Below are 21,146 nucleotides of genomic sequence, written 5' to 3' on the forward strand. Positions count from 1 at the left end.
TCAATACGTTATTCTAGCTTACCAAAATAATTGAAGGTAGAAAGCTTACCAAAACGAACCTGTCCAGCTATCCTATCCGCCACCTCCTCCATGTCCTTCTTGCCCGAATGTCCGCCCGTCAAATCAACGACTACATAATCAAGACCAAGCGCCTTCAGTTCATGCAAGTGAGGCAACAGCGAAAACGGACGAGCCGGAAGAGTCTGGGTAAATCCATCACGCTTGCGAACTACAAAATTTTCGTTTTTAGGACTTACCACCGATTTATTAAATGGGATAAAGTCTGCTGCAACCCGTGAGGTGAATAAGGGTGGAGTACCATACACAGTCAGCCCCAGACGCATTCCACGTCTTCCGCCAATGCGTTTAGCTGCTGGCACACCTGACTGCTTATAGCCTTGAATTGCTTGCGCCAGAGTTTCCTTATCAGCTTCAATTGCTAACTGAGCAGCTTCGAAACCAGCTTCAGCAGTAAGAAGGAGTGATTGATTATTCACGAGATTCATTGAATAATCCGCTGAGAGAAAAACTTTCTCATCTTCAAACAGATCTATCTGACTGATATGCGATAATTGAAAACACCTGAACCCGGTCCGAATGAGCATGGAAATATTCTTTTTCATCCTGCTGAGCTCACGATCGAACATAATCGGCGGCAGTGCCCAGGTAATATTTCGGTTTTGTTTTCCTAAATATTTCTTTAACTGCCCTGCGTCTTTAAACGTATTTTTATCAAGAGTGATAAGGTATTTGTCCGGCCTTAAAGGCATTTTGCCGAGCAGAGGCTTAACCGAATCAATTTTCAGCCACCAGTCAAGAGGGACCTTTTCAGGCTTTGCAGAACCACTCCGTCGTTTAAACGACTGCTGTTTACGACCGGTTTTTTTCGGGGCAGAGGCCTGTGCAACCTCATCGACAGCATGATTGTTCTCCCATGCCTTCCACTTAATATCTTTGAGCTGCGGCAAGAGCTGTCGCTCTGCTCGTAGAATATCTTTTTTCACCCGGGCAACCGGCAAATCTGACAAACCTTTCCCGGTAGTACCACCAGCAACATCAACCTTGTATATATCCATACTCTTCCAGGTTTTACCTGAAAGTGCTGGTGGCAAGGTCATATCAACAGATTCTCCGGCAGATGCATGCTCAGTCTGCACGCCACGTACAAGCATAGATTTAAGGGTGAATGCTATACGCTCTCCGGATGGCTCCAGATGCAACCTGAGCCTGTCGCCTTCTGCAAGAGGCTCTTTTAACTTAAGCCGCAAAACTTTCCCGCTGTTTTGCTGCGAATTACCACCGGCTCGACCAAGATGGAGGCCCATATTTCCGGAGTGATACGGAGAGATAACTTCCTGTGGGCGAGGTGACTGGAAAAATCCTGAGCTTACCTTCCTGCTCATTGCCTGCTCAATCAGGATACCCGCATCTTTTAATGCAGTATCATACTCTGTAGGTTCAGCATCAAGTACCAGCCTGTACGCTTCTACTACTTTTGAAACATATCGTGCAGATCTGAGGCGCCCTTCTATTTTGAATGAGGAAATACCGGCATCACGAAGATCACGAACAACCTCTAAACCATCAAGGTCATTCATTGAGAAAAGATAATTGCCCTTTCCCTTCACCTCACGCTTCGGCCCTCTTCCAGCACCACCACCTGATGAGGTTGAGTATGCACGACGACATGGTTGAACACATCTGCCACGCAAACCACTCTTACCACCAAGGTAGGAAGAAAAAAGACAAAGACCCGAATACGAATAGCACATAGCACCATGTACAAAGACCTCAAGCTCAACCTCCGTTCGTGCAGAAATGGTCTGGATTTCCGCAAGCGTCAGCTCACGGGCCAGAACAACTCGTTCACAACCAAGTCGGGAAAACAGCTCAACACCCTGCAGGTTATGAGCAGTCATCAATGTAGAAGCGTGAATTTTAAGTCTAGGGAAGAACCGACGAATGATATTAATCAGTCCCAGGTCCTGAACGATAAGGGCATCGGGCTGGAGATGCTCCAGCATGCCAAGGGTATCTATGACATCCGGTAATTCTTTTTCAAGAATCAGACTATTGGCAGCAATATAGATTTTTTTCTCGTGATCGTGACAATACGCGATCATTGCGCCAATCTCTTCAATTCGCAGATCCCGGGCAAGGTTTCTGGCATTAAAACCCGGTGCTCCGACATAAACTGCATCCGCACCGGCTTCCAGGGCGGCAAAAAAGTTCTCAACATTCCCAGCGGGAGCCAGCAATTCCATATTTTTTTTAACTCTCTACTACAACTTCGTTTCTATCAGAGTTTTCTTCAAGCAATACCTGAATTCGTTCCTCTGATAATATATTGGCCTGCATTCCTACGTAGTCCGGCTGAATCGGCAATTCTCTACCGCCCCGGTCTACAAGTGCAGCCAGTTGGATGGAAGTCGGTCTTCCATAATCCATAATGGCATCCATCGCAGCGCGAATGGTTCTGCCTGTAAATATTACATCGTCAACAAGTACAAGTTGAGCATTGTCTACGTCAAAAGGAATATCTGTTGTCTTCACCACTGGATTTTGTGAGGTAAGACTCCAGTCGTCCCGATATAGATTGATATCCAACTCGCCGTAACTGATTTCACAACTCTCATGAGCTTTAAGAATTGCGCATAAACGTTTTGCCAGAAAAACACCACAGGTGTGGATACCTACAATGGCAATTGTTTCGGCATCATGATTTTTCTCAAGTACCTGCAGGGCAATCCGCTTAAGAGCAAGATTAATGTCCTGCGATGTCATAATAATACGCTGTTGCTTGCTCACATGTTCACCCGCTTCCAAAAAAACTCTATTCCTTTTTCTGCAACACGGTTAATTGCCTCTGGAAATGCCTCACATTCACGCTCAAAAACTTTCGAGGCGATGGTATCAGCATCATCGTCATAATCAAGTTCAACACATTGTTGAAGAATGATCGGACCTTCGTCATATTTTTCGTTGGCAAAATGCACGGTACACCCACTCACGGTGCACCCGTGCGCCTTAACGTCTTCATGTACGTGATGACCATAATAGCCATCACCACAGAACGAAGGAATAAGTGACGGATGAATGTTTATAACCGCCCGGGCCAACTCGGCAGGAGGAGTGTACAATTTCAGATAGCCGGCAAGACAGACAATATCTACAGAATAATCTTTTAAGATTGTATTAATCTCGTCATTACTTGCGGCATGAAAAGCAGGATACCCATAGTTACGAGCCTTCTCTAACCCGAGAACTCCTTCGACGTTGGAGATGACCACCTGAATTTCAGCGGCAAGCGTTCCGGCTTCGATCCGTTCGTGAAAATTATCGAGTGTTCTACCACTGCCTGAAAGCAGGACTGCCATCTTCAACATAATTATTCTCCGGAAAAATACGGGTTACTATCAACATCAACCTTTTCCAACCAGGCTGAAATCACAGTGTCATACTGGGCCGTAAGTGCAAACACCTTACGCGCAAGCTTGAAACGTGTTTTCAGGGTGGTATTTCCGGTTTCTTTTATTTCCGCAAGGACCTGAGGATAATCTGCAGGATCTACAATGACAGTAACATCATGGAAGTTTTTTGCAGAAGAACGCAGCATAGTAGGTCCACCGATATCGATATTCTCAATTGCGTCAGCAAGAGAACAATTCGGATCGGCAACAGTTTTCTCAAATGCGTAGAGATTAACAGCGATAAGATCAATATTTTTCAAGCCGTGCTCAGCACACTGTTTCTGATGCTCTTCGTTTGCACGCTGGTTCAGAATACCGCCATGAACTTTTGGGTGCAGTGTTTTTACACGACCATCAAGCATCTCAGGAAATCCGGTGAACTCAGACACATCTTTCACAGCAATGCCCGCTTCACGAATTTTCTTTGCTGTTCCACCGGTAGAGAGGATCTCCACACCAAGATCAGCAAGTTCTTTGGCAAAACCTTCAATGCCGGACTTGTCGGTAAGACTGATTAATGCACGCTCTATTTTACTCATATTCTCCTCCGCTCAATCTTTACGAATAAATTCTTTTATTTTTCGACGGTCTCGCTTACCGGGTTTACCTACAGGTGCTGAATGCCCAGCATTCATCATCCTTCGCAAATCCCGTTGAGTTTCACGCTCCCGTATACTTTCTTCTGATTCCTCATAGAGTAACCGCGCCTCAACTGCCGGTCGCCTATATGGCGATACAGCCAGCACAGTAACCGCAAATTCTACAGGCCCCTTACTAATCACCAGTTTATCGCCAACCTCGACAACCTTGGCAGCCTTGGTCCGGCTTCCGTTATGATGTACCTTTCCACCATTAACCGCTTTCGCCGCAATGGAACGCGTCTTGAAAAACCGTGCGGCCCAAAGCCATTTATCGATACGAACGCTGTCTGGTGTTTGACTCATGCTTCGACCTGTCGGGGTGGGAGAATGACAACTGAAACGATGTCTTCGAATGACACAGGTTACACTGATTTTCCGATAAACGCTTGAAAAAATCGTTCAGCGTAAAATCGCCCGAAAAGAGTATTGTCGATACAGGTGAAAAAGGGTATGAAGTCATCTTATAGGAATCACCGGTACCTGCGCCTACCATAGCATACAGCTGCCCTGCAGATTTCATTGTCTGTTCGTGTAGTATCGGACATGCAGGTCAACCGGATATATAATTAATAACCTCCGAGATGAGAGGGTTATGCATATTCAAGTAGTTGGCATTAAAAACATTTGCACCCCGGTCAAAGTTCTTGAAAAAGGTGGGGGCTCGCAACACACTATCGCCACTATAAGCATGCAGGCCAGCATGCCAAGCTCAAAGCGTGAGAGTTGTGTCGAAACATTCACCTCAATCCTTAATCAATCGTTAGATACGCTGAGCGTTGAGAGTTTCCACCGTATTCTTTCAGACGTTCAGGGATCTCTTGGTTCAGAAAGTGCCAGGCTTGAGATGACCTTTCCGTATTTCATCGAAAAGAAAGCTCCGGTCACCGACACCAGAAGCTTAATGGAATATAGTTGCACCTTCTCCGGCGGAATCGGCAAAGATCAGGATTTCATTTTAAGTGTTGTCGTTCCTGTCACAACGCTCTGTCCATGCTCCAAAGAAATTAGTCAGGATGGCGCTCATAACCAACGGGCGGAAGTCACTCTGAATGTCGAGATGAGAAAATTCGTCTGGATTGAAGACCTGATCACCATGATAGAACAATCAGCTTCCTGCGAACTGTATGCACTCTTAAAACGACCTGACGAAAAATATGTAACAGAACGGGCATTTAACAACCCTATGTTTGTAGAAGATGTTGTCAGGAAAGTTGCGGAATGCGCCCTCGCCCATGAAGATATCGGCTGGTTTTCAGCGAGTGTTGAGAGCTTTGAGTCAATACATAAGCATAGTGCCTATGCCTATGTAGACAGTGATGAAATCCGTTAGTAGCCTGTCCGAAAATGGACTTTTACCCCGAAACTTCGTTATTTCTAAAAGACAATGCTCGTAATATCAAAATATGACTGCGCTTGTTTTTTAGAAATGCCTCGATTCGAGCAAAAATCACTATTCTCGGACACACTCCGAGTTCTGTAAATCAGTCTTCAGAGTCTATCAATTATTTGAAAATATCAGCTCAGGCCCAGGCCCACGGCTGGTATTTTCAATAAATGTTCCTAATGCATTAGCCTGCATGTCACTCAACTCGACAAACTCAAGAAAGCAATCAGGTCCCTGGTTATTCTGCACAAGAGTGTTACCTTTACGCTCTTGACTGCGAACAAGCCTGCATTTTAAGCCCTGAACAGACAACCCTATCTCGCAATTGAGTAATTCGACATCTGACAATATGCCTGACGCCCCTTCTAGACCAACAAAATTTCGGCATGCAAGACCAGCTTTACTGATGTCAAGCACCTCTGCCAGACTTTCTTCATTACAAAGCATACTATTTTGATGAATCGGGTAACGTTTGAATTTCCTGCGTTCCCGTTCAACTGGGGAAGCATTACTGGACTCGGCAATTTTAGTAACGATCATTTACAAACCCCTTATACGAATGAACGTGTTTATTTCAGATGATGCCCATATCACAAGCCCACGGATAACACATTCATGCAGTATGTTAAATGAATTTTCCTAACAAACTATTTGCATTGTATTACTTGTCAGAAAATAGGCAACTATGAAATAGTTTAAGGGCCTCCAGCGGAATCACCCCTGGAGTACGATGTAAATAAACAACTCCAATCAATCAAAACATATAGACGACATTCAATTGACTATTGTGTATATGAAATTTATTTTTTATTGGTAACAGGGAAAAGCTATTTTCTGAACAACCAGAAAAGAAGGGAGACAACACCGCTGACTAAAAGGCAGGTGGTGATGGGTAAAAAAAATGTAAACCCATCACGTTTAATGAAAATATCACCAGGAAGTCTGCCAAATGGAATTTTCTGCAATAGTGGCCAGCACACACCAACCACTATTATCAGAACTCCAAGCAGGATGATATTTTTATTCATAATTCTCGCAACACATTAATGTGCATGGATCACTGATCTAAGTGCTTGGCATACCTGGCAAATGCTTTTGCCAGTCGTATCATTCCGACCTCAATCTCATCGGGCTCAAGGCAGGAAAAGCTCATCCTGAAAGATGCTGCACCACTACCATCAGTATAGAACGGTTCCCCGGGAACAAACACAACCTTTTCAGTGACAGCAAATTCAAACAGTTCCAGTGCATCCCAACCACCGGGCAACTCACCCCAGAGAAACATCCCTCCCTCAGGCTCCCACAAACGTACTTCTGCAGGAAGGTGGCGACGTGCAGACGAAGCCATTGCTTTACATTGTCTGCCATATGCATCCACTATCTTTTTAATATGATCATCAAGAATGTTATTTCGTAGATAGTTAACAAGTATATGCTGATTTACACTTGATGTGTGCAGATCAGAAGCCTGCTTTGCAACAAGGAGCTTTTCGTATAGGGGGGCCGGCGCGACCAGCCAGCCAATTCGAAATCCAGGAGCAACAGTTTTGGATAGAGTTCCGAGCAATACCGTATTCTCAGGGCTATAACTATAGAGCGACTTCCTCGTCTCACCAGAAAAACGCAGCTCACCGTATGGATCATCCTCTACAACTATAAACCCGTTATCTTTGGCAATTGCGGCGACCTGCTCCCGGATGTTTTCGGTATACGTCACGCCAGCAGGATTCTGAAAGTTCGGGACCGTGTAGAGCATTTTAGCCTGTGCGCCATTACTCTTTTCACGGAGCTCTTGAGTATCAATACCATCCTGAGTTAATCGTACCGGCTCAAAGTGCGGCTGATAGATTGACAGTGACTGAATTGCACCAAGATACCCGGGCTGTTCTATTAAAACAGGGTCGCCAGGATTAATTAATGCCTTACCAAGCAAATCCAAACCTTGCTGTGATCCGTTAGTTATAAGGATCAATTCGGGTGAGATATCGAGCCCCTGCTTTTCACGGTACCTTTTTGATATAAGCTCACGTAATTCTAAAATCCCTTCAGAGTTGCTGTACTGAAGCACATCTGCGCCCTTACCATTAAAGACATTTTCAGTGGCTTGCCGTATCGGTTCGACCGGAAAGTATTTTTTATTAGGAAGGCCACCAGCAAAAGAAATGATCTCGGGATCAAGAGACACTTTTAATATTTCTCGTATAAATGAGCGCGGGACTGCCTTTATTCTATCAGCGAACAGATGTTCCATATTGCGTAAACCCTCGTATACTGCAGTGGGGTGCAGTGATGATTGTTAGTAGTAGTAGTATTTTTTTATCTGATTACTACCGAAACTCAGCTTGAAAAAGTGAGGTGTGAGGTGTTAACCACACTACTCCTAGCACATGCTATAACCAACCGTGTCTAGGCAAATTTTGGCAAGTGTGTTTTGTAAAATTCTATACTCTTCACTCCTGACACCTGATGCCTGACAATGCCTACTGAAGCTCAGTGGTAATCAGTTTTTTTAAGGCATGATCGTACATCTGAAGTTAAAACTCACAGCACCCAATTTGCTAGAAATTATGGATAACGTCAACCTTCAGAGTTGATTCAGATCAAATATTTCACATGGGGAGAAGAGGAAATCACTCCAATGCGAAAACTGATATTCATCTGTCGATTACTCATAGCCTTTACCAACTGACTCTGCTTGCCCCTATAAAAAAGGCGATCTGAGTTGAATAGTAAACAGGATCCTAAACAATCTGAACTTTCCCGGTATCTGGATGCCAGCTGTGTATCCGAAGATATTCAGGAAAAGCATGGGGCTTGAAAACAGATTTATTCAGTAACATTCTCAAACATTCCTCGATTCCCTCGGTGATCGTTGGATGAGGATAGACACTCTTTAAAACATCCATTATCCCCTTCCCCTGATCCAAAAAATGGGCAATTGACATAATGGTACTCGACACCTGTGGTCCTGCTGCTCTCATCCCCAGAATGCGTTGCTGCTCATCATCACTCACTATAATCTTCACAAATCCGTTGGTTGCTCTCATGGCAATTGCCCGGCTACACAGCTTGTTTGAATAATATGCAACTTTATATGGGATTTTTCGACTTCGGCATCCTTTTTCATTCAGGCCCACAGCGGCAACGGCAGGCGAAAAGAACATCACTGTAGACATATTGTCATAATTAAGCGGCCACCGTTTTTTACCAAACATATGTTTGACTGCAAAGCGGCCTTCCATTTCTGCAATATTTACAAGTGCGGGGTGATGAGTAATATCTCCGGCAGCATAAATATTGTCTTTCAGGCAACAGTTCTCATCGGTTTTGAGAATGCCGGTTGACGTGGTGTCAATACCAAGCGCTTCAAGGCCAATACCGGAACTATCAAAAGATCTGCCGATGGAGATAAATGCTGAATCCGCTTCAATAACCTCGGTATGACCATCCTTGAAATCAAGAAACACCTGTAGATAATCCGCTTTATTCAAGATAGTTCGAAGCTTTGCTGAGTGGATAATCTTAACCCCGTTCGCTTCAAGATTATCACTTACGAAGTCGGAAACATCTTCATCTTCATAAGGAATAATTCGTTTGGCGTGGTCAACCAGATAGACGACTGTCTGGCCGAAATCAGAGAAAATACTTGCATACTCACAACCAATTACACCTGCACCAATGATAACCAACCGCTCAGGGAATCGTTGAAAGTTCAACACACCGTCAGAATTGAAGACCCGTTGCTGATCAAGAAGGATATTCGGAAAACTCCGTGGTTTCGTTCCTGTAGCAATGAGAAAATAGCGTGATTTTATCCGCTCTGATTTTCCGTTTGAATTGCGGATTTCCACTTCATTTTTCGAAATGAATTTGCCCCAACCGTTCTTTAGTGTTAAAGAGCCCGGCCCATCCCATCTTTCAGGTGAATAGGTATGAATCTGAGAGAGCATCTGATACTGCTTTTCTTTGGCTGCCTCAATAACAGTTCTGCGCACAGCACAGTAATCGACAGACATCCCTGCAGCCCGATAGCCCCTGTCCTGCTTATTGGCAATCGCGTAATCTTTGGCAATCTCCCACATGGTTTTTGAGGCCAATGCACCGTACATTACCCCAGCACCACCAATTTCTGCTCCTTCAATAATGCAGACATGCTTACCAAAATCAAGCGCCCGCATAGCACCCGCAAAGCCAGCAGGCCCACATCCTAGTACGCATAAATCAAAAACTTCAGGAATTGCTTGTGACACTGTATTCTCCTCAGTTTTCAGCCTTTTGAGAAACCCGCACTCAACAATCGACCAAGTGTATGAGTATTGTAAGCTGGAATGATACTGATAGGTTAATACCGACTGTCTTCTGAATAAACCCACCTGCACTATTAGTCCAGAAGAAGGCTGAACCTCACTCAGTTTTTTACGTCTATCTCTTTAAAAACCTTATCCGGGAAAAAACAGTACGGACATTCCTCAGGCGCTGAATCTCCATAATGAACATGACCGCAAATTCTGCATCGCCAAACCCCACCCGCAGCCTGCACCTCTGCTGGAGACAGATCACGATGGAGAGGCAGATCTTCAAGTGGCGGCAAGCTTGATGTGTATTCTTTCAGCAGGTAATCAGCAAGAATTACACGTTGTACTTCACTTGTTCCCTCATATATGCGAAGCAAGCGAACATCGCGCAACAGCTTTTCAACTGGGAACATCTTCGTATAGCCATACCCGCCAAATATCTGCAAAGCTTCGTTGACCACCTCCAGGGCTGTCTCGGTAGCGTAGAGTTTTGAGATCGAAGCGCTCACCCGGCCATCTTCATTCTGATCACATTCCCAGGCAGCTTTCCAGGTAAGCAGACGTGATGTCTCTACTTTCTGAAACATCTCTGCCAGCTTGAACTGAATAGCTTGAAAAGCTCCAAGTTCCATCCCAAACGCTCGACGTTTTTTTGCATAATCAAGAGCGTATTCTGTTGCTGCTCGTGCAGCTCCGACTCCGAAACTGCCGATAATCGGTCGTGTTCTGGCAAAGGTCTTCATGGCTAGAACAAAGCCCTGCCCTGGCAAGGCCAGAATATTCTCTTTTGGAACACGCACATTTTTGAAATTAACACCCACCGTATTTGAACAGCGCTGACCCATTTTGGGGATAGGCCGCCCGATATTCACACCCTCCCATTCTGTCTCTATCAGAAATGCACAAATTCCTTTATGCCGGTCTTTCGGATTGATAGTGGCAAAGACAGTCACGTAGTCTGCTACTCCGCCATTTGTTATCCAGTATTTAGTCCCATTAAGGATAAAATCGTCACCATCGGCTGTTGCCATACACCGTATTCCCGCCACGTCGGAGCCCATTGTCGGCTCTGAAGTGGCAAAGGCGGCAAGCTTGAACTCACCCGCTATCTTGGGCAGATACTTTTGCTTGGCACCTTCATTATCAGACAAGAGAAGGGGTTCCATGCCGAGGGAGCTATCGAAAATAGATGTTGCCAACCCGGGGCACGCCGCAGCCACTTCCTCTGTAATCAGCGCAGAATCAACCAAACTCAAACCCTTCCCGCCATATAGTTTTGGGATATCACTCGCAAGTATCCCCGCATCAAATGCTTTTCGGATGATCTCCATGGGTATTTCATCCTTTTCATCGTAATACCAAGCAACAGGAAGTACTTCTTCCAAGGCAAATTTTCTTGCTTTCTGCTGGAGAGCATGTTGCTCTGCGTTCAGACGAAAATTGAGCATTCTTTCACCTCATGTGGTTTATATTAATTGGCGATTACATTATGGCGGTAGATGGCGACGGCACTGCATTGCATTGGTGTTTTCTTAAACAGTATATCCTGATCCTACCTTATCTTTTCCGTGAGACCGAGGCAAATGTGATCGAACCTGGTTCAACTGACCAGAGTGATATAAAGAAAATGGAAGTGAATTATGAATCCAGAGAGCAAGATGAAGAGAAAAGATATTTTTCCTGGCAATACGAGGGCTGATGCATCACAACACCACTAACTATGCTCCAATAGATTTCAAGGGGAAACCATGGATTTCCTGATCTACATAGTACCACCTGAAATTATTAACATTATCTGGTAAACACTCTATCACCTAAACAACAGCGCATTCCGGTTATGATAGCAGGAGAATTGTACCGCTTACCGCTTACCGCTTACCGCTAATTGAAGCCTTTCTGATATCAGATAAAAACACCGTCTTCTGACAGGATTAATTTAATTGTTAACAGGGGATAAAAACACATTGAACTGCTGGTCTTACCTCCGATATCGAATGTCTGACAGAGCATTCACTTATCAGGGATGTCTTGTGTAGATATTCTGACTTAAGACCTGGAGAAGATCATGTGTTTTAAGATAGCAGTATTGAAATCGTAATGACTGGTCCAGCAATTGTGAAAGCACTTGACTCATCAAGCCCAGCGCCCCCACCATTAGCTTTTAAGACCTCATAGACTGGTGCTAAGTCGTTGCAGATAGGGGATACTGGTAATCAACTGGATAAATGTAGAGAAGCGATCACTTGTGCTGTTGTTTCCGGATCTATATCTAAAACCAGAATTAGCGAAGCAACCACGCAAGCACCCTCTCATTCAATAGAATATCACAATACAACATCGTGATAGCTTATTGAATGAGAGGAAACACCTACCCACTCTCCTGACATAACGTAAGAAATCCCAGGCAGCATTAAACCAAATTTGTTCTCTACGTAACCACAAGGTATCAGTTGGGGCTCAAGTCTTGAGAATATCTCTCTCGTAATTTTCTATTCTCGACCCTACCCGTTATTAACCCGATCTCTCAAAATCCCGGAAGGCTTGAACGTCACAACACGACGTGCATCCAACATAAGATCTTCGCCAGTTTGAGGATTACGGCCTTTTCGTTGTCTTTTGTCATTCACACAAAACTTACCGAAACCACTCAACAATAAGCCTGATCCAGATATGAGATTTTCCTTAGAAATCCGTAAGAAGGCCTCAACTGCATCTATAGCACCAGCTTTTGTTATGCTATCATGATGTTTATAAATCGCCTCAACTAAGTCAGCTTTTGTTAATGTCATGATTGTCTCTTTTAGGGATATCATTTTTAGTATAGGAAATCAGATCGACTGCCTAACAGACTAAAGGGTTGGCACAATAAAATCAATACATAACAGCAGATTATTCGTCAATTATTCAACTTTCTTAACCACCTACTCTGAGGAGAGTAATTGTCAGGCCAATCCATGCATATTATGCAACACATCAGGATTTAGTTGCTCAATGTGGCACTATTATTGAAAAGTAATGGAAAGGGATACAAAATTGCCCTACGCACATCCCTATTGATACATCTTTACGTTATGCCTGCAAGTGCAGAGAGACTCCAATTTCTGAACTACCTCAAAGAATAATGATGTTACCTGAACCTTAACAGGAACACGGTTAATGTTTGAACTGCACCAATGGTTTAGAGTTGCCTGGGGAAACAACTTCCCAACAAATTGTTTGAGTGATATATTCCTCAACGATTAAAACTGAACTATATATTTTATGCTGGGGATAAGTGATGGTGGCCAATTTAACTCTTTCATCTTCCGCAAGACTCGCTTTCATTGGATTAGGCTATATATATCTAGTCAAATTGATAGATACTTTGTGGCACGGCATCTTCGGTAATCCCACCATTTCCTTTGTCGTTATTTGTTTGAATATCTTATCCGGCATTGCTCAATTCTTATTTTTCTACAAATTAAAATCTTCAACATCAAATAGCGGAATGTATTCTAATATTGCAGGTTGGGCTGGGATTATAGGGGCTCTAATCACCATTATTCCTAAGATACTAGCACTATCCATGTTGCTTCAATTCTACTTTTCGTTCAACTTAACAAATAACAGTCAATTAATTCATGTATTTAGCCTATGGCTAGGCGCTGTCATGCTTTTTTGCTGTTGCCTAATTTTTTCCCTTCTCACAGTTAAAATATGGAGCAACAAAAACAGATATTTTCTTATAGGAACAATTGGATATATGATCCTTACTGTGACATTCTCAAAGCTGGTACTAAATTTCTTTTCAGGTTTTCAAATTAATTGGCACTGGGGAGAAATTGACACAAGTCTCACGTATTTAATCATCTCATCATCTGCTTCTTTTCTCTGTATTGCCTATTTCTATGCCGGATTTTTTAGTGGAAATGAAAACATTGGGAATAATGAAGATTAGCCGCAATATTACTAGTGTCAGAAAAGCCACTGCGCCCGTGCTTGAGTTCAAGACCCTGACCGCTGGAGAGCTTTTTTGGTCGTCTTGGCGGCTTCCTCTAACGATCTTATTGCCGTCGATGCTGAACTCCACAGCGGTAATGCCAGACCAGTGCTCTGTAATTCTGATTCTTTAAAGTATTATCCTAAACAAACGACTAACAGCATTTTTTAAAACCATGTAGCATGCCTGTTGTGGTCATCCAAGACTACCCCAGGTAGTGAAACGTGAGGAGTTCACGTGCGCAAACTCAGTGATAGGCAGTGTAAGGCAATATAAAAAACTCATTTTGTGTACCGGCATACCGCTTTTAAAAATATCCCTACCACATCATTTACCTCCTTTTGTCTCTGCTGGCTTCATTCTATCTATTACCATCTTTGAAACTATTGGTTCACTTATCGAGCACAGGAGACCTATCAGTAATCCAAACAGCGGATTTGAACTGACTTCGTTTAAAACTACACTCCCCACACCTAGTATGAAGACATTAAATTCCAACATAATAAGAAGAACTAGAGCCAATATGGTGATCAGTAAGAGGTAACGCCCCGGGCGCATTCCATAACGATAAATATCATCAAAACCTTCATATGTTATTTCTCGAGATCTTAAAAAACCGGTAAGAAGTAAGCCGATTGCCCCACCAATTATAGCGAGTCCATAGCCTAGAATAAGATTTGATGTTTTTTTAACCGTACCTGCGTATGATTTCCTTTTGGTCTCATTAAGAGCCGACCAGTTAGGAATTAATAATGAGGTAACATTAAGGGCTAAGGATGTTGAGAGTCCGTCACAGTAACTATGCCTCTTAATCCCCTCTTGCGAAGCGCCATTTTTAATGACTTCTTCACTAAAGTTATTCGACACTGATGGTTGACAAAGGCTAAACGCTTTATCCATATCACTAAACACTGAATAATGCATCGGTAGCCAGAGTGAAATAAAGGCTAGCGATACAAAAACCACAATCAGATTACAGATTATGGTACTCAATAAAAATCTCCTCCTAACCTTCTGTGATTCAATGGGTACCATACTCTTGAAGGCAGCGAAGTATAATTTGGCAAGCTTTATTTCAGTATTCTTGCCGTAAAATCCGTTTACAACAACGTCCATCAATGAATAATATAGCTGCTCGCGCTCTTGTGGATACTCTCGAAATGCTGTACTGAGGCGCACAGAAGCGATTTTCACCTCCCGTAACAACTCCAGCTCATCATTAGCCAGCTCTTCCTGCCCTTTTTCCGGAATCAGTATTATTTCGTTAGGTACATCATTATCATCAAGCCTGAAGCCTACCTCCCGAAACCACTTTGCAGATTCATTGGCCTCCATCTGACGTACCCACTTTATTTTCGCACCAGTTATTTTATCAGGCTTCTGGAAAAGATTTGTAGCTTTTGAAGTAATAGTATCAATAAACCCCAGTGCGCCTCCTCCCGACTGTTGAGTCTTGCCCGTATCTTTCTGCAGAGGTTCAGCTTTACTGGAATCAGTTTTAGAGTCTTCTGTTTCGGCATTTATTGGTTTCTTTTCCATGGAATCCCTCCCTAACAGCAATTTTCCCAGTATCCGTTGATCAAGGCATCTAAAACAATGCAATACACATAGCCTGTAAGCGTTTTCCCCTCTGTATTGAGCCCGCTCAAGACCTCTGATTCAACACAGAGGTCTTGAATTTTGCGTTCAAATTTTATCCATTAGATCCTGACCCTTAACTCACGATACCTGCATCCTGGAGCTGCGACGCAACCCCTGAGAATTCTGTCCGGTCTTGAAATTGGTCGAAGTCGCAGATCACGTAATGAGAGCTTGATTACTGTCGAGGATGGTCTCAACTTTTTCAGGAGCGTATCTTTATGCCATATTGTTACCAGGCAACCTTTTGGTAATGTCGCTCAAGTACATTGCGGGGAATTTTAGGGACAATTCAATCGCTTCTTCCGATTCCTCCACGTTTACGATAGGTTCAATCCCGAACTGGTCGCTATCATAAATAGTATCTAAGCCAGCAGGGTTAAAAAGAATTTTATTACGCCTAACAAACCTCCCATCTAATCTGCTTGTATTGTGATGCAAAATAGCTCCATTGCAGAGCGCAGGAACCATCCTATTGGCCCAAAAGACAATTGTTAGGATATTATTTAGCGTATCACATATTGACCTACATATTAATTACATAGAGAACCCATGAAAATACCATGTCGAATAGGAGGAGGAGCGCTGCAGCAACAACAGCAACTTATCGTTAGGTCAGTGCTGTTTTTTCATGAATCTCGATTATGGTGCCGGCCTTAAACATGTTCCTATCTCAGTGTTGGTTAGCTTTATTAACGGCTTCAGATTCACTCTCCATAGTATATTCTCAAAAGAATTTAAGGATTCAGCCATGACAATGTTGATGCTCTCCAGCTTTTTTGCCTGACCTTAGTTCTGTGAGGAAATCACAAGAAGATATGAGATCGACTCCCCCCTCACTTCTGTGTTGAATTATCTGTGCCAGTGGTCTACCCCCATAAATCAATTCATTATAATGAATTGATTTATGGGCATAATATTAAAACAGACAGCTTATGCCTAAGAAGCACTATCACTCAAAGTGAAGCGTAACCAAGCTGAGGTATTCTATAGAACTATCTATGCCGTCATTCATTGAAAGAACACCTTTAATAAGCTGAATATAATCAGGATTTATCTCCGAGCAGAGACTATTAGAAATCTTCGCTGATCAAAACGTGCATCTATAAGGTGTTGCAATTACTAACCTTCAATTTGAGACGGTATAATACTGCCGTGCTCCACCTGTCCATATTCATTTTGGGAATGCCCTTGCTATTCATTACTCACGGTAACCTGACTATCATCCTGGTCAGATATGTTGCTGGTCTCACCAGTTCGAGCCCCGGATTACAATATCGAAACAGAGGTTTCAAAACTAACCAACCGCCAATAACCAAACATGTCATACATTATCAAATACTTACATTGCAACTTCAAGACACACCCAATTACAGTGTATTTCGGTGTGGAATTTGCAAGTTCGATTGAAATTAACTTTGCATGATAACGTAATTCTACAAATATGAATCTGTATTCGGATTCTAATAATTCCCTCCAAAATACAAAGGTAAAGACAGGTCAAAATGCTAAACAGGTTAACCGTAAAAAAACGGATGTTCCTTATTGTTATCGCAACACTTGCATTGTTTGCGGTCATGGTCTGGTTTGCTATTCAAAATGGCAACAAAGCCAAGAACATGGGAATTGCTAAGACTGGTGAAGTGATGCTGGTTGATCAAAAAGCTAAAGTGAAAGTGGCAACACATACTGCCGCACTATCTGCCGGGCACGCTATTGAGAACATATCAGATCCTGATCAGCAGATAGAGGTTATTAGAAAGATGATAGACGATATCCGGTATGAGGATGATAGTTCCGGATACTTCTTTGTCTATGAGAACACCACGTGCCTTGCTTTGCCTACCAAAAAATCGGTACAGGGAAACGATCTTGGCCATACAAAAGATAAAAATGGCGTCTATTTTGTAAGAGAATTGCACGAGGCTGCCAGCAAAGGCGGTGGGTTTGTAACATTTAATTTTGACAAACCAGGTGCAGGTCTAGTCGACAAGCTAGGCTATGCCGAAATGATACCAGGCACCAAAATGTGGATCGGAACAGGAGTATATCTTGATAACATCGCGGTAGTTCAAAAGCAGATGGGAGAAGAGATTGGATCCAAAGTCCAGGCGAGTACAGTTACTATGCTTATGACAGCTGGTGGTATTTTCGGTGGTATTATTACGCTTATCATTTTCATAGCCCTGGGAATCGTCAACAACCTCAAATCGATGATCAACAGTTTTAAGGATATTGCTGAGGGTGAAGGTGATCTCACAAAACGTATCGAAATTAAAGCAAAAGATGAGATCGCTGAGTTAGCCGGCTGGTTCAATGTGTTCCTTGAAAAACTTCAGGAAATGATAAAGAAGATTGCATCCAACTCAACAAGCGTTGGTGATAGTTCAGAACAACTTAGATCGATATCCGGGCAATTACTTGGTGGAGCAGAAGATACATCTGAACGATCTACCAGTGTGGCTGCAGCAGCTGAAGAGATGAGTACGAATTTGAACAACGTTGCCGCTGCAATGGAAGAGTCATCTACCAATGCAAACATGGTCGCCACTGCTGCTGAAGAAATGTCCTCAACCATAAATGAAATTGCTGAAAACGCTGAAAAGGCCAGAGCTGTTTCCTCGGACGCGGTAAATCAAGCTAAAAATGCTTTTGAAAAAATGAAAGAGCTCGGAACAGCCGCAGAAAAAATCGGCAAAGTTACCGAAACGATCACTGAGATTTCAGAGCAAACCAACCTGCTTGCATTGAACGCTACCATTGAGGCAGCACGTGCAGGAGAAGCAGGCAAAGGTTTTGCGGTAGTGGCAAATGAAATTAAAGAGTTGGCAAAGCAAACAGCTGGAGCGACACTGGATATCAAAAGCCTTATCGAGGATGTTCAAAATACTTCCAAAATAACAGAAGAAGGTATTGAACAGATAGCATCAGTAATTACCGGCGTGAATGACATCGTCTCAACTATTGCTACGGCAGTTGAAGAGCAGACGGCCGCAACTCAGGAGATTGCCAATAATATTGCACAGGCAAGTATAGGCATCCAGGAGGTCAATGAAAATGTTACCCAGAGTTCTGTTGTGGCAACCGATATTTCAAAGGACATAGCCGATGTGTCCGCTGCTGCCCATAGAATCTCGGAAAGTAGTAATGAGGTCAGCAATAGTGCCCGGGATCTCTTAGAACGGTCCCAGGAATTAAATGGTATCGTTGGAAGCTTTAAGGTCTAACCTTTAGTTCTAAATAACAGATGACCGGATAATCTTTTCCGGTCATCTGTTAAAAATTTTCTGATAACCACTTATCCTCAGCAAGCTTGCACAAACAGTTTTTTTGGAAAGCTGCATGTCCCATCACAATTCAATGAAAAACGTTACAGGATCAGCTCTTGAAAAGTGAATTGTTTACTCATGAGAAAGTTAGCAGTTTAGTAAGCCAAATGCTCAAGCACTCGTTCCTCATTCTTCTTGTACTGCTGCAGCCTGTTTCTGCTGATCCGCAGCATCCGCTGCGATTATAGCTGCAGCACCGGCTTCTACAACCTTCTTCCGTGTCTCCTCATCCATGTCACCTTTGTGCGCGTCATCAGGGAAATCCACAATCACCTTTCGATGGGCATAATGTATGCCTTTGGCAGCAAGGGCCTCGGTAATTCGACGAAAAGCTTCACGCTTAATTACAAACTGTTTGCCAGGTTTTGCGGTAAATTTCACCCGGATAATCATGACAGAATTTGTTATTTCATTCACACCCTGCGACTTAATTGGCAGGATAAAATCGTCGCCCAGTTCCTCATCCAGAAGCATAGCCTGGCCGACTTTCTTGATGATCTTCCGCACCTTCTCAATATCTGTGTCGTATGGGAATTCCAGAGGGAATTTGATGACGATTCCTCCGCGCATGTAATTGGTAATTGCACCAAGATCGCTGTGAGGCACAATCTGGAGCATCCCACGATGATGCCGCAGCATTACATTCCTCAAGGTGATAGCTTCCACGGCACCTTTGGTCGAGCCGGCCTGGATATATTCACCGACACGAAACGCGTCATCAAGCAGAAAAAAGAATCCGGAAAGCACATCTGAAACCAGTTTTTGCGCGCCAAAACCTACTGCTAGTCCCAGTACTCCGGCACCGGCCAAAATTGGCGCAATATTTACTCCGAGAGAAGAAAGAATTGTCAGGCTGACCATAACAATCAGCGTTGAGGCAAGTACCTTACGTACCATTGGCAACAGTGTGTGACTGCGACTGGCCGGAATTGCCCCACCGAACTCGTTGTCATCTTCTTCGGCTTTTTCAGCCGGTTCGGGTGTCGCTTCTTCTATTTTTCTTGCGATGTACCTTGAAGTAACGCGCCAGATCATAAGGGCCAAAGCAAGGATGATGAGTGATTCAAAAATGGCCCTGATAGCATTAGACGCAAAAGGAATGTCATAGCCCCACAGTGTCAATGTCCATGTCGCTATTGCTGTGGCAAGTATGATTCTGAATAGTAGATACGCTTTTGATTCAATTTCCTCGTTGCGGGTAATCACCGCTTGCGCCTCTTCAATAGCGGTTTCATCGTCCGTATCTATACTATCTGGATCTAGAGTTACACCAACGCCCAGAGAATCTAAAACTGATCTGATAACTGCGCGCCCTGCATAACTCAGGACAAAATAAATTGGGATAATAAACAAACTGATAATGAAAGAACCATTTCTGACGACTGTTGCAGACAGTTCCTGACCTATCCAGGTAAACCAGGCGAAAAGGAGATACAAAAGTGCAGGGACGTGCCAATACGCTGCAAGTTGTCCCTTGATCCAGTTCTTATCCTCATGTTCGGCTGCCTGCAATGACTCTGAAATTGGAATTTTCAGATAGATCACAAGACCTCCAAGAATTGCAATAACCGTGGTACCAAGGATAATTGCCACCCAGGAAATGGTTTGTGGAAGGGCGCCGAGATCTACTATGAAGCGGCCAATGAGCTTGCCAGACAAGACAACACTAACGGATATGGCAGTGGCACGATACAGAGATTTTGCAACTGAATCGTTCAGAGCAAATGGACGCACCCCGGCATCATGGGGAGCAAAAACAATTTTACTAATGAGTGACGTTATATTGATAATGAGAACAATACCAAGAATAAGCAGGAACAGCATTCGCCCCCCGGTTGTTACATCTCCCGACAAAAGAAGAAATACAAGGGTAGCCGACAGTGCCAATACTACCACACTGGCAAGAGAAGGAATTGATCGTATAAACCCAGCCCAAAGGCACGACAGACTGTCACTGGCGGGAGGAGAAATCTGTTCAAGTTTAGCAATCCCTTTACCAGCGATGCGTTTTGCTCCGAAAACAACCATAAAACCCAATAATAATGACACACCCACCAGAAAGAGAACATACAACAATCCTCCGCTGCCGTACTCTCCTCCAACGGATTTGAAAACTCTGGCAAGGTCTCCTGGAACCTTTAGAGCGAAGGCTAAAACACTGCTGTTTTCAAATTCTGACGATTCACTTCTGTCGAGCATGTGTAGCCACATGGAAGGAGGGTGCGGTCGGGCATCCTGCGTGTTTAACTGAGCGGCGGGTAGCTCTTTACCCTGGGTTGTCACTTCGCTCCGGGGAACGGAACTCTCTGCAGTCTCTTCAGCACTACTGCTAAATACTATGAGAGAAAAATGACACAGGCAAAAGAATAAGACTGTACAGACTATACGTACGAGTTGTTTCATACTGTCT

The 21,146-nt window shown here is 43.5% G+C and carries 16 protein-coding genes and 1 pseudogene; 4 read left to right on the top strand and 13 right to left on the bottom strand.

Annotated features, from left to right (window positions below; genetic code table 11):
- Positions 1-8: 8 nt before the first annotated feature.
- The 5 genes and pseudogenes from FCL46_RS14365 to FCL46_RS14385 all read right to left on the bottom strand — a co-directional run bounded on the left by FCL46_RS14365 (position 9) and on the right by FCL46_RS14385 (position 4,414).
- Complete coding sequence (locus FCL46_RS14365) at positions 9-2,264, bottom strand: peptidase U32 family protein (RefSeq protein ID WP_136807547.1); 2,256 nt, start codon at positions 2,262-2,264, stop codon at positions 9-11.
- A 7-nt stretch (positions 2,265-2,271) separates the two neighbouring features.
- Positions 2,272-2,808 carry a bifunctional pyr operon transcriptional regulator/uracil phosphoribosyltransferase PyrR gene (pyrR, locus tag FCL46_RS14370; protein ID WP_136807546.1) on the bottom strand — a complete coding sequence of 179 codons (537 nt, stop codon included), beginning with the start codon at positions 2,806-2,808 and terminating at the stop codon, positions 2,272-2,274.
- Positions 2,805-3,386 (bottom strand): phosphoribosylglycinamide formyltransferase, encoded by a 582-nt coding sequence (gene purN, locus FCL46_RS14375; RefSeq protein WP_136807544.1) that lies wholly within the window; start codon positions 3,384-3,386, stop codon positions 2,805-2,807. Before purN ends, pyrR begins: the two co-directional genes overlap by 4 nt.
- Positions 3,387-3,433: 47 nt before the next feature.
- A pseudogene (locus FCL46_RS14380) lies at positions 3,434-4,009 on the bottom strand (IMP cyclohydrolase); the annotation flags it as partial.
- A 12-nt stretch (positions 4,010-4,021) separates the two neighbouring features.
- Positions 4,022-4,414 carry an RNA-binding S4 domain-containing protein gene (locus FCL46_RS14385; RefSeq protein ID WP_136807541.1) on the bottom strand — a complete coding sequence of 131 codons (393 nt, stop codon included), beginning with the start codon at positions 4,412-4,414 and terminating at the stop codon, positions 4,022-4,024.
- A gap of 289 nt (positions 4,415-4,703) precedes the next feature.
- Between FCL46_RS14385 and folE2 the strand changes: the two genes are divergently transcribed.
- Positions 4,704-5,441: a GTP cyclohydrolase FolE2 gene (folE2, locus tag FCL46_RS14390; RefSeq protein ID WP_136807539.1), complete on the top strand. Its 738-nt coding sequence runs from the start codon at positions 4,704-4,706 to the stop codon at positions 5,439-5,441.
- Positions 5,442-5,609: 168 nt separating this feature from the next.
- Here the strand turns inward: folE2 and FCL46_RS14395 are convergent, their stop codons facing one another.
- From FCL46_RS14395 to FCL46_RS14415, 5 genes are all read right to left on the bottom strand, one after another.
- Positions 5,610-6,035: a PilZ domain-containing protein gene (locus FCL46_RS14395; RefSeq protein WP_136807537.1), complete on the bottom strand. Its 426-nt coding sequence runs from the start codon at positions 6,033-6,035 to the stop codon at positions 5,610-5,612.
- A 287-nt stretch (positions 6,036-6,322) separates the two neighbouring features.
- On the bottom strand, positions 6,323-6,523 hold the full coding sequence (locus tag FCL46_RS14400) for a DUF2905 domain-containing protein (RefSeq protein ID WP_136807535.1): 201 nt from the start codon (positions 6,521-6,523) through the stop codon (positions 6,323-6,325).
- 29 nt (positions 6,524-6,552) lie between these two features.
- On the bottom strand, positions 6,553-7,746 hold the full coding sequence (locus FCL46_RS14405) for an aminotransferase-like domain-containing protein (protein WP_136807533.1): 1,194 nt from the start codon (positions 7,744-7,746) through the stop codon (positions 6,553-6,555).
- 490 nt (positions 7,747-8,236) lie between these two features.
- Positions 8,237-9,745 (bottom strand): dihydrolipoyl dehydrogenase family protein, encoded by a 1,509-nt coding sequence (locus FCL46_RS14410; RefSeq protein WP_217909439.1) that lies wholly within the window; start codon positions 9,743-9,745, stop codon positions 8,237-8,239.
- A 158-nt stretch (positions 9,746-9,903) separates the two neighbouring features.
- Positions 9,904-11,238, bottom strand: a complete 1,335-nt coding sequence (locus FCL46_RS14415; RefSeq protein WP_136807531.1) for an acyl-CoA dehydrogenase family protein — start codon at positions 11,236-11,238, stop codon at positions 9,904-9,906.
- 11 nt (positions 11,239-11,249) lie between these two features.
- Between FCL46_RS14415 and FCL46_RS14420 the strand changes: the two genes are divergently transcribed.
- The gene (locus FCL46_RS14420; RefSeq protein ID WP_136807529.1) at positions 11,250-11,489 is read left to right on the top strand and encodes a hypothetical protein; all 240 of its coding nucleotides are present in this window, start codon (positions 11,250-11,252) and stop codon (positions 11,487-11,489) included.
- Between the two features lie 802 nt (positions 11,490-12,291).
- Here the strand turns inward: FCL46_RS14420 and FCL46_RS14425 are convergent.
- Positions 12,292-12,579, bottom strand: coding sequence for an integration host factor subunit alpha (locus tag FCL46_RS14425; RefSeq protein ID WP_136807527.1), 288 nt, complete (start codon positions 12,577-12,579; stop codon positions 12,292-12,294).
- 488 nt (positions 12,580-13,067) lie between these two features.
- Between FCL46_RS14425 and FCL46_RS14430 the strand changes: the two genes are divergently transcribed.
- Positions 13,068-13,727: a hypothetical protein gene (locus FCL46_RS14430; protein ID WP_136807525.1), complete on the top strand. Its 660-nt coding sequence runs from the start codon at positions 13,068-13,070 to the stop codon at positions 13,725-13,727.
- A gap of 369 nt (positions 13,728-14,096) precedes the next feature.
- On the opposite strand, the gene FCL46_RS14435 is transcribed toward FCL46_RS14430, so the two are convergent.
- Positions 14,097-15,308 (bottom strand): hypothetical protein, encoded by a 1,212-nt coding sequence (locus FCL46_RS14435; protein ID WP_136807523.1) that lies wholly within the window; start codon positions 15,306-15,308, stop codon positions 14,097-14,099.
- 1,604 nt (positions 15,309-16,912) lie between these two features.
- Between FCL46_RS14435 and FCL46_RS14440 the strand changes: the two genes are divergently transcribed.
- Positions 16,913-18,634 carry a methyl-accepting chemotaxis protein gene (locus tag FCL46_RS14440; protein WP_136807522.1) on the top strand — a complete coding sequence of 574 codons (1,722 nt, stop codon included), beginning with the start codon at positions 16,913-16,915 and terminating at the stop codon, positions 18,632-18,634.
- 228 nt (positions 18,635-18,862) lie between these two features.
- On the opposite strand, the gene FCL46_RS14445 is transcribed toward FCL46_RS14440, so the two are convergent.
- Complete coding sequence (locus tag FCL46_RS14445) at positions 18,863-21,139, bottom strand: mechanosensitive ion channel family protein (RefSeq protein WP_167505876.1); 2,277 nt, start codon at positions 21,137-21,139, stop codon at positions 18,863-18,865.
- Between the last annotated feature and the right edge of the window lie 7 nt (positions 21,140-21,146).

Source organism: Desulfosediminicola flagellatus, assembly GCF_005116655.2.
GTDB classification, from domain to species: domain Bacteria; phylum Desulfobacterota; class Desulfobulbia; order Desulfobulbales; family Desulfocapsaceae; genus Desulfopila; species Desulfopila flagellata.

Bases quoted from the DNA above. Each gene is read 5' to 3' on its own strand.
- FCL46_RS14365 (WP_136807547.1), bottom strand. From the start codon at position 2,264: ATGGAATTGCTGGCTCCCGCTGGGAATGTTGAGAACTTTTTTGCCGCC.
- purN (WP_136807544.1), bottom strand. From the start codon at position 3,386: ATGTTGAAGATGGCAGTCCTGCTTTCAGGCAGTGGTAGAACACTCGAT.
- FCL46_RS14385 (WP_136807541.1), bottom strand. From the start codon at position 4,414: ATGAGTCAAACACCAGACAGCGTTCGTATCGATAAATGGCTTTGGGCC.
- folE2 (WP_136807539.1), top strand. From the start codon at position 4,704: ATGCATATTCAAGTAGTTGGCATTAAAAACATTTGCACCCCGGTCAAA.
- FCL46_RS14395 (WP_136807537.1), bottom strand. From the start codon at position 6,035: ATGATCGTTACTAAAATTGCCGAGTCCAGTAATGCTTCCCCAGTTGAA.
- FCL46_RS14400 (WP_136807535.1), bottom strand. From the start codon at position 6,523: ATGAATAAAAATATCATCCTGCTTGGAGTTCTGATAATAGTGGTTGGT.
- FCL46_RS14405 (WP_136807533.1), bottom strand. From the start codon at position 7,746: ATGGAACATCTGTTCGCTGATAGAATAAAGGCAGTCCCGCGCTCATTT.
- FCL46_RS14415 (WP_136807531.1), bottom strand. From the start codon at position 11,238: ATGCTCAATTTTCGTCTGAACGCAGAGCAACATGCTCTCCAGCAGAAA.
- FCL46_RS14420 (WP_136807529.1), top strand. From the start codon at position 11,250: ATGTGGTTTATATTAATTGGCGATTACATTATGGCGGTAGATGGCGAC.
- FCL46_RS14425 (WP_136807527.1), bottom strand. From the start codon at position 12,579: ATGACATTAACAAAAGCTGACTTAGTTGAGGCGATTTATAAACATCAT.
- FCL46_RS14430 (WP_136807525.1), top strand. From the start codon at position 13,068: ATGGTGGCCAATTTAACTCTTTCATCTTCCGCAAGACTCGCTTTCATT.
- FCL46_RS14435 (WP_136807523.1), bottom strand. From the start codon at position 15,308: ATGGAAAAGAAACCAATAAATGCCGAAACAGAAGACTCTAAAACTGAT.
- FCL46_RS14440 (WP_136807522.1), top strand. From the start codon at position 16,913: ATGCTAAACAGGTTAACCGTAAAAAAACGGATGTTCCTTATTGTTATC.
- FCL46_RS14445 (WP_167505876.1), bottom strand. From the start codon at position 21,139: ATGAAACAACTCGTACGTATAGTCTGTACAGTCTTATTCTTTTGCCTG.